Annotated in this window: 12 protein-coding genes and 1 pseudogene; 6 read left to right on the top strand and 7 right to left on the bottom strand. The window is 49.5% G+C overall.

Annotated features, from left to right (window positions below; genetic code table 11):
- Positions 1 to 490: 490 nt before the first annotated feature.
- Entirely contained in the window at positions 491 to 652 is a 162-nt protein-coding gene (locus EDM21_RS19675; protein ID WP_157338145.1) for a hypothetical protein, read from the top strand.
- Between the two features lie 77 nt (positions 653 to 729).
- On the opposite strand, the gene EDM21_RS19670 is transcribed toward EDM21_RS19675, so the two are convergent.
- The 4 genes and pseudogenes from EDM21_RS19670 to EDM21_RS19655 form a co-directional block, all read right to left on the bottom strand.
- Positions 730 to 1752, bottom strand: a complete 1023-nt coding sequence (locus EDM21_RS19670) for a GNAT family N-acetyltransferase (protein WP_157338144.1) — start codon at positions 1750 to 1752, stop codon at positions 730 to 732.
- Positions 1753 to 1778: 26 nt separating this feature from the next.
- Entirely contained in the window at positions 1779 to 2450 is a 672-nt protein-coding gene (locus EDM21_RS19665) for a GNAT family N-acetyltransferase (RefSeq protein ID WP_157338143.1), read from the bottom strand.
- Positions 2451 to 2514: 64 nt separating this feature from the next.
- A complete protein-coding gene (locus EDM21_RS19660; protein WP_157338142.1) occupies positions 2515 to 3207 on the bottom strand; it encodes a GNAT family N-acetyltransferase in 693 nt (230 codons plus the stop codon).
- Between the two features lie 159 nt (positions 3208 to 3366).
- Positions 3367 to 3585, bottom strand: a pseudogene (locus EDM21_RS19655) (carbon-nitrogen hydrolase family protein); the annotation flags it as partial.
- A 97-nt stretch (positions 3586 to 3682) separates the two neighbouring features.
- Between EDM21_RS19655 and EDM21_RS19650 the strand changes: the two are divergent.
- Together EDM21_RS19650 and EDM21_RS19645 are read left to right on the top strand one after the other, a co-directional pair.
- Complete coding sequence (locus EDM21_RS19650; protein WP_166542096.1) at positions 3683 to 4477, top strand: methyltransferase domain-containing protein; 795 nt, start codon at positions 3683 to 3685, stop codon at positions 4475 to 4477.
- Between the two features lie 231 nt (positions 4478 to 4708).
- The gene (locus EDM21_RS19645; protein ID WP_157338140.1) at positions 4709 to 5134 is read left to right on the top strand and encodes a hypothetical protein; all 426 of its coding nucleotides are present in this window, start codon (positions 4709 to 4711) and stop codon (positions 5132 to 5134) included.
- Between the two features lie 175 nt (positions 5135 to 5309).
- On the opposite strand, the gene EDM21_RS19640 is transcribed toward EDM21_RS19645, so the two are convergent.
- The 3 genes from EDM21_RS19640 to EDM21_RS19630 form a co-directional block, all read right to left on the bottom strand.
- Positions 5310 to 6971 (bottom strand): UDP-glucose--hexose-1-phosphate uridylyltransferase, encoded by a 1662-nt coding sequence (locus EDM21_RS19640; protein ID WP_201280816.1) that lies wholly within the window; start codon positions 6969 to 6971, stop codon positions 5310 to 5312.
- A gap of 79 nt (positions 6972 to 7050) precedes the next feature.
- Complete coding sequence (galE, locus tag EDM21_RS19635; protein WP_157338139.1) at positions 7051 to 8043, bottom strand: UDP-glucose 4-epimerase GalE; 993 nt, start codon at positions 8041 to 8043, stop codon at positions 7051 to 7053.
- 64 nt (positions 8044 to 8107) lie between these two features.
- On the bottom strand, positions 8108 to 9280 hold the full coding sequence (locus tag EDM21_RS19630) for a galactokinase (protein WP_157338138.1): 1173 nt from the start codon (positions 9278 to 9280) through the stop codon (positions 8108 to 8110).
- Between the two features lie 186 nt (positions 9281 to 9466).
- On the opposite strand from EDM21_RS19630, the gene EDM21_RS19625 reads away from it, so the two are divergent.
- From EDM21_RS19625 to EDM21_RS19615, 3 genes are all read left to right on the top strand, one after another.
- Positions 9467 to 10324 (top strand): AraC family transcriptional regulator, encoded by an 858-nt coding sequence (locus EDM21_RS19625; RefSeq protein ID WP_157338137.1) that lies wholly within the window; start codon positions 9467 to 9469, stop codon positions 10322 to 10324.
- Between the two features lie 144 nt (positions 10325 to 10468).
- A complete protein-coding gene (locus EDM21_RS19620) occupies positions 10469 to 11308 on the top strand; it encodes a manganese catalase (protein ID WP_157338136.1) in 840 nt (279 codons plus the stop codon).
- Between the two features lie 286 nt (positions 11309 to 11594).
- Positions 11595 to 12371, top strand: a complete 777-nt coding sequence (locus tag EDM21_RS19615) for a prolipoprotein diacylglyceryl transferase (RefSeq protein ID WP_157338135.1) — start codon at positions 11595 to 11597, stop codon at positions 12369 to 12371.
- Positions 12372 to 12373 lie beyond the last annotated feature (2 nt).

Below are 12373 nucleotides of genomic sequence, written 5' to 3'. Positions count from 1 at the left end.
ACGTTTATCTCAAGCTGAATAGCTCAAAAATTCAATGCTGACGAGAATTTCTTCTCTGTTTAGCGTCCTGATTGCTCAAGACGTTTCAATCACTCGTTGTTCAGTTTTCAAAGGACAATCTCTTGCGTGTCACTCATTTGTACCGGCGTTTCTCATGGCCGGAATTACATAATAACATGTTGCGTTATTTGAGTCAAGCACTTTTTTTTAATTTCATATCGCTAATGTGCGTTTCGTTCATGTTTCAAACGACTTGTCCGCTTCAGCTCAATTAATGTACCATGCCTGAATTTTGATTGCAACAGGTTTTTTATTCCAGTTGTCGCTAACCTCTAATAACCCTAACATCATTTCCTTTTCCCGTCCTTTCTATACCTAGATAAGATGGTCCGCAGCTCTTAAACTAACCTCCCCTTACTTCCGGTATAAACCTTCGGAATCTGACAGAAGATATATCGAACCTTCAACAATACCGACAGGGGTGAATCGCGTGGAGAATTCAACACATAGAGGCGACTATACCGGTACTACTAATATGAACGCAGACAATCAGGATATGGAATTCGTAAACGATACTCTTGAATTAGCCGAGGACAAACATGCTGTACGTAACCAGGAGAAGCTGAATTCAGGACCAGCCGAAGAGAAATAAGAAAGCGGCCGCCAAGGAGACTGGCGGCCACTTTTTTACTGGATGGGTTTGTTTTTCAAAAAGTCTTACAAAACATTCTATTCATATATTCTAACAGCCAGATCCCGGAGACAAGCTTCGGGCGGTGTTTCATAATAATCATTCGCATCTGCGATATGGAATCCGCAAGATTGATACAAACCGAGTGCATGATCATTCACAACCGCTACTTCCAATCTAACTTCCCCTGTTTTTAATTCGCGTTTGATATAATCAACAGTCTCCATAAGGATGATCCGGCCGATCCCACGCCCCCTGTAACCACGTGAAATTACGAAACCAACTATATACGCTTCAGAGCCTGTCACAATGATACCAAGCTTACCGACAGCCTCCCCGTTCATTTCTACTATTCGTGTATAGTTGCCGGGTGACTTATTAAGAGTGCTTTCCACATAGGTGCGTGAATCAGCCTCCGACATTACAAAACCATCACAGTTTAACCTCACCAACAGTTCGGTGTCCGATAGCTGCGCAGGCCGGGTACGAATCTCTCGATCCGCTTCTTGACGATAATCCTGCCGGAGTTGGACTGTGCGGGCACCAGAAGAAGCCGGTTCAGGCTGATCTCGACCTTCATCGGGCGCAAATTTCATCACATATTCCGAGAATGCGTAAGCAGACAGTTTTTTAACAAAGCCGAGTGCTGCGGATGATGAACGGGGACAGATCAGAATCATCTTGGGGATCTCCCTCTTCGCACATTCACGAGCGGCCAGCTGCAGAAGCCGACTAAAGATCCCCTGACGGCGATAGCCCGGATCAACAAGTCCGCTCCCTTCAATTTCTGAATCCTGAAAGCTGTAAAGCCCGAGAAATGCGATCAGCTTGCCGTTATGGAAAGCAGCAAAATCATCCGTGCGGTCCAAAGACCGGTCCTTAAGCATGTTCCAGTTCAACTTGACGTTAAGCTGTTCCTGCTTGCGGCACTGTTCTGCAAGAATCTCCAGCTGCCGGAGATAATCTTGTCCTAATCCTCCTCGAATAGCACGAATCTCAACATTAATGGAACTTATATCATCCTGAAACCCGCTTGAGCGGGAGGAGATAGCATCTGCCATAAAAACGCCAACCTCTTTTCAAAAATCTAAATGGGCAAAAGGGCGATCCGCTCCGATGTACGCAGACCCTCGATCATTCGCTGCCAGGTATCCGGTTTGTTCTCAAGCACGGTATAATAACGGGTCAGAAAATCCGCCACCAGTGAAGACGGCAGAGCACTCATATCCTCGTCGGAAGGCATGAAGCACAAATCGAGTTCATTAACCGCCTCGCCGTCGTTCTGCCAAGAAGGATGAACGTATTCGAAATCCAGTCTGCGGTAGCCCAAATGGGAAAGGACCTCTCGCCGGACGAAGGGATCCATCGGTTTGACTCCGCCGAAGGCATGATTCTGGATACGATACGGATCATAAATTTCGGCAATCATGCCGAGCATGGGCTTATCGCCCGCCAGGGCTAACCGGCCCAGATCCTCTTGCCGCTGACGGCTTAGGAATCTCCCGATCCCAAGGCCGGGACGGCCTATGATCGTAAAGTCTGTCATCGCGATTCCTAAATCGGTATAATACCGGTATTCCGTAGCTCCTACTACCTCGCCCTCATGCACAGCCACAAATACACGAATATCCGGATCCTCCAGCGGTTCTTTCCAGAGATCAAAATCAAGCACTTCTTCCGCCGGGAAAACTTCCTGCATTAATATATGCATTTTCTTAAATAGAGGGTCTTGGATATGGGTAATGCGCCTATATTCCATTTCAATCATCCTTTCAAACGTGCTTTCATCCGTGCTTTCATTCGTATGTTAGATCCCTTTCCTCTTATAAAAAAGGGTTGCGCCATTCCATCAAACAGGCATAGTTAAGGGATTCTTCATCTTCTAAGTATCCAGAGAGCACCTGTACAGGCATACGTCCGCACCGCAGCAGGAATGTAAGAACCGGGTCTCGCTGCAGGCCCGTTACGACCGCATCCACATATTGATCCGGCGTCATCCGGGCCGCCTGCGCTGCGTACCCCGGCATTCTTCCTCCGCCAATAAGGCGGGTTATGCCCAGGTGAACGACCGTTTCATACATCGAGGACATAAGCCATTTGCCGAGACCCATGTTGCGGAATGCAGGCAGAATACAAATATCTACGATGTATAAGGAATCCCCATCGGGATCATGATTGCGAATATACCCTCCGTCCGTTATCTCTCTCCATGTATGTTCCAGATTCAGAGGGTCTATATGTACCCGCATTGCAGTCAGGGAACCAACAATTTTGCCGCCGATTTCGATGCAGATTGCCCCTTCCGGAAACAAATCAACATGATTCTGAAGCTGTTCTTCCTTCCACCATAGTTCTTCCGGAAAAGGAGGAGGAAAGCTCGCCTGCTGCAGCTCAATCAATCCCTCAAAGTCCTCATTCACATAGTTTCTAATGATAGCGGGTACGGGCTTATCCCCGTCGAATACGTATATTTTCTTCAAATAAAGGGGTGAATTCGCGGATTCTTCATACGCCATGCTGTACATCTCCTTTGCTTCTGACGGATACCAGATCTCGGATCTTATATAACCGTGACCTCATGTTCCTATTTCCAATCCGTATATAAATCCGTCCTGCGGTCGCGCCATGTGGTGACAGAACCCTTCTCGCGCACCTCTTCAAGTAAGGTTAAATCAATAGGATTCGGTAAAGGCAGGCAATTCTTCTATAGATCGAGCTTTCCCTTCCTCGGAAGGGATACACATTAGCTGTTTTGTAAATAATTCAGGAAAAAGCACGAAATCGGCATCGAATTCCTGGGCGGCTTTGACATAGTGCTCGACTTGAACGGCAAACTCCTGAAAGCTTGAAATGGTGTGCAATCGATGCTGCACGGCTGAAACTCTAAATTTCATCCCGTTTCCTCCTTTGGGCAAAAATCTGATTATCGGATGGAATTGCCGCTGTTTTTATTATAAGATGAATGATTGTGGAACAAAAGGAGGAATCCCCGTGCAAAAACAATTCAGCGAGCATAATCAATCAGCCTGGAATCAGCACGCTTATGAAGCCTGGATTAACCGGTTCGGGACGCCGGGAGCGGCTGCTGAGCAAATCCGGCGCAATCCCGAAGGAACGGTGCGGTCCTTTTATCGCTATCTCGGGGATCTCAGCGGGCAAAAAGCGGTGAACCTTCTGGGCTCACACGGCAGTAAAGCGGTTGCGCTAGCGCTGCTCGGCGCCCGTGAAGTAACGGTGATCGATATAGCAGCCGAGAACGCCAAATACGGAACAGAGCTTGCCCAGGCTGCGGATGTGAATGTGCGTTACGTGACAGCGGATGTACTGGAGCTTCCGGAAGAAGAACTGACAGGAGATTATCAGCTGGCTGTGATGGAATTTGGTATTCTTCATTATTTTCTCGATCTGCAGCCTTTATTCGAAATAATCCGTAAACTGCTAGCCCCGGGAGGGCGGCTCATTCTTCAAGATTTCCATCCGATTACGACCAAACTGATTTCATCCCGGGGCACAACGGCTAAGATACGTAAACATAAAGTGACGGGCGATTATTTTGACACCTCTATAGAAGAAACCGATGTGGCCTATTCCAAATTCCTGCCCGGTCAGGACGAGGCCTCTCTCATCAAAGTAAAGCACCGCAAATGGACCCTCGGAGAGATTGTGACCGCGGCCGCTTCAGCCGGTTTAATCATAGAACGACTGGATGAAGAGCCTAACCGTTCGTCAGATGTATACGATAAAGGGATTCCAAAATCGTTTACTCTTCTGGCAAGAAAGGGCTAAGCCCCCTAAAATCGAAAGACATCCCGAACCACTATAGGTATCCGGGATGTCTTTTTTTGCATTTTCCATCCAATTGAAAAAATCATACACCGGTTGGTTTCTGCTAATTGAAAAGTTATAATAACAGAAGTTGAATGTCCACTCCCAATGTACATAAAGGCACGAAATGTATAAGCACAGTACATAACCGGGAGCAAATCTTATCGAATAGCGACTTGGAGTTGGTCTACTGTGTCCCTTACTGTAATGGATCGTCCTACTAAAACAAACGAGAAGATCGATGAATTCAAATGCAGCTGCGCAAGAATCGGTCTGCTGCCGCCGGGCAAAAGCAGTACAGACACCCGTCACTTGGATGAAGTTAAACAGGCGCAGGCATACATGAAGAGCCTGTCCTCCTCCCCTTACACTTCTCCAATGCTGCAGCCACATCACATATCGGCAGTAGATACGCTGCTGTCTTCTCACCGCGAAGGTTCCGAAGCCTATGAAAACGAGCGGTATAAACTCGGGGAATTAAGAAAGGCAGCGGATGACCTGTCCGAACAAACGGATCTGCTTACTTCCCGGATTCAAGAACTAGAAATTTTCGATAAGGAACTCGGGATTCTTCTGGAAAGTGTGCGCGATGCACTGGTTCTCGGGGTATACAAATAATTAACCGTGTATTGCCGTCCGCCTTACAGTACAGTCAGGTCCGCTTCCATACGCAACCTATACCGGCTCCTTATCCATGGGCTATTAAAAAAACCTTACAGGTCCCTCTACATCAATCAGCGGGATGTGTAAGGTTTTTTTGAATTCCGGCACAGATGGAGGTGCCGGGGAGAATTTACTCGCAGGCCAAGGCAAATCCAACGCTTCCGAGGAAGCGATCGAATGCGGCCTGCCCGGGCTCATCGCGCTTGAAGACACCGGCGTCTTCAAGCACTTGGCTGAACTTGATGCCGACTTCCTGCTCAAGCAGCCCTGCTGCGGCCTGCCGAGTCAAGCTGGCGCCGGAGGGGGAAACCAGCTCGCTGATCCAGGCAGCGTGCTTGTGAAGCGGATGTCCGGTTACGAGGCCATCCGCACCATCCCAAGACTCTTCGCCCGTCAGGTACCGGGCGATACCGGACAGTTCTTCCTGGAGGCGCCCCGGAAGAACGGCAAGACCCATCACCTCAATCAAGCCGATGTTCTCCTTCTTGATGTGGTGCAGGTGCTCGTGCGGATGGAAAATCCCATCCGGATGCTCTTCGCTCGTGCGGTTGTTGCGCAGCACGAGATCAAGCTCGTATTCGCCCGCGGCATTGAAGCGGGCGATGGGAGTCACCGTGTTGTGAGGCACGGTGACATCGCTTTGAACCGTCGCCGAGAGAATGTCGGCGGCAGGGTCGCTGTAAGCGCGCCAGGAGGCCAGCACCTGATCGGCAAGCTTCAGCACGTCTTCACGGCTGCGGCCGGAGAGGCGCACAACGGACATCGGCCACTGGACGATGCCGATCGAGACGTCCGGCACGGAAGCTGCCTTGAAGCATCTTTCAACGGGAGCAAGCTCCATCGGGAACTTGTGCCGGCCGCCCTGGAAATGGTCGTGATTCAGAATGGAGCCGCCCACAATCGGCAGGTCCGCATTGGAACCGACGAAATAGTGAGGCATCTGCTGGATATAATCGAACAGTCTGCGGAACGTGCGCTCCGATATCTGCATCGGCACGTGCTTCTCGTTCAGAATGATGCAGTGTTCATTGTAGTAGACGTAAGGGGAATACTGAAAATACCATGTTTCCCCGTCAATGGTTAGCGGAAGAACCCGCAAGTTTTGTCTGGCGGGATGATCCAGCCGGCCTGCGTACCCCACGTTCTCCACACAGAGGAGACACTGCGGATAGGAACTGTGCTTCATCGTCCTCAGCCGTGCAATCTCAACGGGATCCTTCTCCGGCTTGGAGAGATTAATAGTAATCTCCATATCCCCATAGGGAGTCGGTGCGAGCCAGTAATCGTTCTTACGGATGCGGTCCATCCGGATATAATTACTGTCAATACAGAGACGGTAGAACTGATCTGTTGCAGAATCAATCCCTTGCTGATCGGCGGTCTCCCTGAAATTCCGCGCCACCTCCGAAGGTCGCGGCATCAGAAAACCCATCAATTTGGCATCAAGCAGATCACGGTATGTGACCGTATTGGCTTCCAGGCGTCCGTTCTCCCAAGCATAGTCGAGCAAAACGTTCAGCAGCTCCACGGGTTCCTTCGGTACGGATCTACTGGATTCACCGGATTCACCGGATTCATTGGATCTACTTGATTCACTGTTTTCACCGGCTTCACCAGCTTGACCGTTCCATGGCTCTGAAAGTCCCAATTCTTCAAGCAGCGCATTGCGTGCCGAACAAATATCCAGCGGCCCGATCATTCCTTGTCGTAAAGCAAACGCAAGCAGCTGCTCCACGGTTCGCGCAGCCTCTGACGCTTTCATTTCCTCACTTCTTGATTCCAAGCCTTCCATTCCTCTCACTCCCTAGCCCCTCTGGGCCGCAGTAGGATCTTGTACTGCATCCTCTATTCATCTCTGTCTGGGGTCACGTCTACTTCCAGTCTTTGTACCCTTGCGGATGCGCCTGGTGCCACGCCCAGGCACTCGCGATAATCGCCTGCAGGTTGTCACGCTTTGGCTTCCAGCCAAGCTGCTCTCTTGCCCGGTCCGATGAAGCGATAAGCACAGCCGGATCACCGGCACGACGCGCTTCTGCTACAGCCGGAATCGGATGCCCGGTTACTTCGCGGGCGATATCGATCACTTCTTTAACCGAAAATCCGTTGCCGCTGCCAAGGTTAAAGACGCCGCTTGCGCCGCCCTGACGCAGTTTCTCTACTGCCAGCACATGGGCATCAGCTAAATCACTTACGTGGATGTAGTCACGGATGCAGGTGCCGTCCGGCGTGTCGTAGTCTTCACCGAAAACGGAGATATGCTGGCGCTGCCCAAGCGCAACTTGCAGGATCAAAGGCACCAGGTGCGTTTCAGGCTGATGGTCTTCACCGATTTGACCGCTCTCATGCGCGCCCGCCGCATTGAAATAACGAAGTGAAATGGATTTGATCCCATGGGCATGATCGAACCATTTGATCATTTTCTCCATCGAGAGTTTCGTTTCACCGTAAGCATTCGTCGGCTGAGTACGGTCCGTCTCGAGAATCGGAGTATTCTCCGGCTCACCGTAAGTGGCAGCGGTAGAGGAGAATACAATTCTTTGAACACCGTATTCTTTCATTTTGTCCAGAAGACATAGAGTTCCGTAAACGTTGTTGTGATAATACTTAGCAGGGTCCGTCATGCTCTCTCCTACAAGAGAATTAGCCGCAAAGTGGATAACCGCGTCGATTTCGTTCTCACGGAAGACCGTATCCATAAAATCTGCGTCCCGTAAATCTCCCACATACAGGCTGCCTCCGAGGATCGCATTACGATGTCCCTGCTGCAGATTGTCAACAATAACCACTTCTTCTCCTTTGGCCAGAAGCTCTGCCACTGCATGCGAACCAATATACCCAGCTCCGCCTGTCACCATAATTGCCATATATGATCCCCCTCCACGTATTTACATAATCCGGTACAACGTAATCGAACTATTTTCGCAAGCCTTACTTCACCTCGTTAACACCATCACCGATGCTGCATACATAAAAGTCAGCCTTCAATCCGGTCTTCTCTGTATATACGCGGCCGACTTCCTCACGGAACCGGTCGATGCTGTCTTCGTGCACGAGAGATACCGTACAGCCTCCGAAACCCGCACCTGTCATGCGTGAGCCAAGTACACCCGGCACTTTAAGTGCCTCTTCCACCATCACGTCCAGCTCACGGCAGGTTACTTCGTACAGGTCACGCAAGGATTCGTGTGAGCCAATCATCAGCTTCCCGAACGCCTCGAGATCATTGGCTTGCAGCACGTCGATGGACCGGAGTACCCGGTCAATTTCTTCTACAACGTGTTGCGCCCTGCGACGAACCGTTTCATCGGTGATGACGTCTTTATTTGCTTCGAATTGTTCCAGGCTCAGCTGACCAAGCAGAGCAAGATCCGGGAAGCGTACCTGCAGATCCTTTACTGCCTGCTCGCACTGGCTCCTTCGCTCATTATAGGCGGAATCCACAAGTCCGCGCCGTTTGTTGGTATTGCCGATGACGAGCTTATAACTTCCGCTGAGGAATGGAACATGCCGGTAATCAAGCGTGTCGCACATGAGCAGAATAGCATGATCCTCGCGTCCATTGGCAACAGCGAACTGGTCCATAATCCCGCAGTTGACGCCCATGTATTCATTTTCCGCTTGCTGGGAAAGAAGTGCGATCTCCACCCGGTCAATGGGATGTCCTTCCGCCTGCAGCAGTCCGTATGCCGTGACTACTTCGATAGATGCCGATGAGGATAGACCCGCTCCGTTCGGAATTTCGCCATGAAAGAGCAGATCATAACCCGATTGCAGGCCCTGCCCTTTCTTCTGGAGCAAGGCGATAATTCCCTTCGGGTAATTCATCCAGTCATCTTCCTGACGGTATATCATATCTTCGAGAGGCCTTGATCCCCGGCTTTCAAAATTCGTCGAAGCGAAACGTACCTGCCGATCCTCATTTGCGCGAAGAAGAAGGGTTGTACCAAAAGTAAGTGCAGCCGGAAATACATAACCGCCGTTATAATCCGTATGCTCCCCGATCAGATTCACACGTCCCGGAGCATGGAAAACTGTGATATCTACCTCCGTCCCTCCATAGAGATCAATAAACTTTTTTCTAAGGGCTCTGAGATCCGCCATTGTGGCACCGCCTTTTCTATCTATGTTTTTCATTCCAGGTTGTATACATTGTGATGCGCTCTCATTTGTATTATAAAATAAATCCACCCCATCTCCTATGGAAGGATGTCAGAACAACATGGAATAATGTGAGGGTAGAGTGGTATATTGAAAATAACTAATGCCCGGTTGAAGGAGAGAACTACCATGACATCTGCCCACACCTACTACGTCGTATCCAACCCTTCTCCCCACGGAGACGCTTCGCTGCATGTCCTTTTCTCTGGCGAGAGCCAGACGAAACCGGCACACCGCCTGGGACCGAAGGTCTTTGATTACTTCCTTATTCACATTGTACTATCGGGACGGGGGTATTACACATCAGGCGGCCGGCAGCTGGAACTCGGTCCCGGGGACAGCTTCTGCATCGAGCCTGAGCAGCTTGTCAGCTATGCCTCGGACAGCGCTGACCCGTGGCGCTACTGCTGGATCGCCTTCACCGGCACGGAAGCCGGCGCTTTGATCCGCAGCGCCGGGTTCACGCCCGGGCAGCCTGTAATCCGCACGGCGCCGGGCAGCCGTGTACCGGGACTCTTCAGGAGGCTGCAGCGCGCGCTCCGGCACAAAAGCGGCACTGCTTCGCGCCGGGCTCTCGGCTATCTGCAGCTGCTGCTTGCCGAGTATGCCGATGCGGCAATGCCCGCCGTGTCGAAATCCGGGTCCGGGCCTTCCAGGACCGAGGTGATCGTGCAGCAGATGCTGCATTATTTGTCCACGCAGTATTCCGAGGACATCTCGATTGAATCGATGGCGCAGACGCTCGGATACAACCGCGCCTATTTGTCGCGGCTGTTCAAGGAACATACCGGTCAAACACCGGTCTCGTTCCTGTCCAGGCTGCGGGTTGATAAAGCACGGCAGCTGCTGCGGGAGCGTATGGAGCTCACGATCGAGCAGATCGCTTTTTCCGTAGGATTCCATGATCCGCTGTACTTCTCTAAACAGTTCCGCAAATACTACGGGATTGCGCCCACCGAATACCGGAATGAAATGAAACGTTTGTAGAACTTTCAGATCCCGATGAAACAAAGAATCCGTATCGTCCGGTGTTCATCAGGGGCTGTTAGGGTGTTTTTAATTATCTCAAAAACGGTTATATATGTATCTACTATTATTTTAAATTTATATGTGTAGGAGGAATGAAATCTCATGTTTCGTCATCAAAAAGAATTGCAATTTGAAGTGAAAGTAGACCGTCCAGACCCACTATTCGCCAAACAGGTCCAGGAGATTCTTGGAGGACAGTTTGGGGAAATGACAGTAATGATGCAATATCTTTTCCAAGGATTTAATTGTCGTGGGGAAGAAAAATATAAAGATATGCTTATGGATATTGGTACCGAAGAAATTGGACATGTTGAGATGCTATGCGCTTTAATAAGCCAATTACTTGATGGGGCTACTCCTGAGGATCAACAAGAAGCAGCTAAAGACCCTGTAACAGCAGCTATTATGGGTGGAATAAATCCTCAGCACTTGTTGGTAAGCGGCCTTGGCGGATTGCCAACGAATTCAAATGGAGTGCCTTGGAACGGATCATACATTATAGCAAGCGGTAATTTACTCGCTGACATGCGTTCCAACCTTCACGCTGAAAGCCAAGGAAGATTACAGGTGGCCAGACTTTATCACATGACAACTGATGAGGGCGTTCGCGCAACCTTCCGCAAAATGCTTGCCAGGGATCGTTATCATCAATATCAATGGATGGCAGCCATTCAAGAATTAGAAGAGAAAAATGGAGTGGTGGTTCCTGCCTCCTTCCCTCCAGCAGCAGAGAAGGAATCACAACCGGAAGCCTATGAATTCTGGAATCTATCCGAAGGAACCGAATCTGGAGAAGGTCTTTGGGCTACAGGAACTGCACCAGATGGAACCGGAAATTATGTATATTTAGCTAATCCTGTACCAAAGGGACAAATATATGAACCTAAAATCCCGGCGACGGAACTTCATCATGATTTAGATGGTAAAACTAGCGATAAATAGGCAAGATTAATAAAAGAAGTGTCCTTAGTTTCTTATAGGGGACACTTCTTTATCGTATGCCATAATCAATATTCATACAGGTTCTTTTCATCCTTCCAATGCTCTTATACTTTATTCAAACCTCCCTAATTATTTATATCTTACTTATTCACTAAACTCAGTTCTTTTTCGCCCTTAATTAGACCTTCCTGCTTATATACGGTCCGTATTCGTACATATAACCTGTTATTTATTAGACAAATAGATTGTGTGGTATAATTTACCTACTAATACAAGGGAGGATATTATGGGTTTTCCCGTATACGTAAACATCGGATTTATCGAAATACATCCTCATCTTTTCTTTGAAGCACTCGCTTATTTCATCGGTTTCCGGCTGTACCTCTATACCCGCAGTAAAGAAAAGATGCCTCCCAGCCAAGCCATCTGGATTCTGACAGGTGCCATTCTCGGCGCAGCAGCAGGCTCTAAAATTCTCTACTGGTTCGAAGACCCTGGCATGACTCTTGCACACTGGAATGACCTTCCGTATCTTTTAGAGGGAAAAACCATTGTAGGCGGGCTGCTCGGAGGGCTGATTGGAGTCGAGTGGACCAAGAAACGATTGGGTCACACGCTGTCTACCGGAGATGATATGGCTCTTCCGCTTATTGCCGGGATGATGATCGGGCGGATCGGCTGCTTCCTCACCGGCCTTGACGATCATACCTATGGAACAGCAACGGGCTGGATTACCGGAGTAGATTTCGGCGACGGCATTCTCCGCCATCCGACTCAGCTGTATGAAATAGCTTGCCTGCTTGTGCTAGGCATAGTCCTCGCCGTATTGAAAGCGCGTACAAGAAAGGGCCGGCTTCAACTGCCGGATGGAGTCCTGTTTATGCTATTTATGAGCAGTTACCTCCTGTTCCGCTTTGGGGTAGATTTTATTAAACCCACACCTCACCCTTACGCGGGATTGAACAATATCCAGCTTGCCTGTGCTGCCGGGATGCTGTACTACGCTTTCCTGTTCCGCCGAAAATTCATCCGACCAGCTTCTATGATCCGGAAAGGAATGTAACT

The sequence above is a fragment of the Paenibacillus lutrae genome, assembly GCF_009757775.1.
GTDB classification, from domain to species: domain Bacteria; phylum Bacillota; class Bacilli; order Paenibacillales; family NBRC-103111; genus Paenibacillus_F; species Paenibacillus_F lutrae.
The sequence above is the reverse complement of the archived record's forward strand: the minus strand, read 5'-3'. Positions and strand labels throughout refer to the sequence as shown.

Bases quoted from the DNA above. Each gene is read 5' to 3' on its own strand.
- EDM21_RS19670 (WP_157338144.1), bottom strand. From the start codon at position 1,752: ATGGCAGATGCTATCTCCTCCCGCTCAAGCGGGTTTCAGGATGATATA.
- EDM21_RS19665 (WP_157338143.1), bottom strand. From the start codon at position 2,450: ATGGAATATAGGCGCATTACCCATATCCAAGACCCTCTATTTAAGAAA.
- EDM21_RS19660 (WP_157338142.1), bottom strand. From the start codon at position 3,207: ATGGCGTATGAAGAATCCGCGAATTCACCCCTTTATTTGAAGAAAATA.
- EDM21_RS19640 (WP_201280816.1), bottom strand. From the start codon at position 6,971: ATGGAAGGCTTGGAATCAAGAAGTGAGGAAATGAAAGCGTCAGAGGCT.
- galE (WP_157338139.1), bottom strand. From the start codon at position 8,043: ATGGCAATTATGGTGACAGGCGGAGCTGGGTATATTGGTTCGCATGCA.
- EDM21_RS19630 (WP_157338138.1), bottom strand. From the start codon at position 9,280: ATGGCGGATCTCAGAGCCCTTAGAAAAAAGTTTATTGATCTCTATGGA.
- EDM21_RS19625 (WP_157338137.1), top strand. From the start codon at position 9,467: ATGACATCTGCCCACACCTACTACGTCGTATCCAACCCTTCTCCCCAC.
- EDM21_RS19620 (WP_157338136.1), top strand. From the start codon at position 10,469: ATGTTTCGTCATCAAAAAGAATTGCAATTTGAAGTGAAAGTAGACCGT.
- EDM21_RS19615 (WP_157338135.1), top strand. From the start codon at position 11,595: ATGGGTTTTCCCGTATACGTAAACATCGGATTTATCGAAATACATCCT.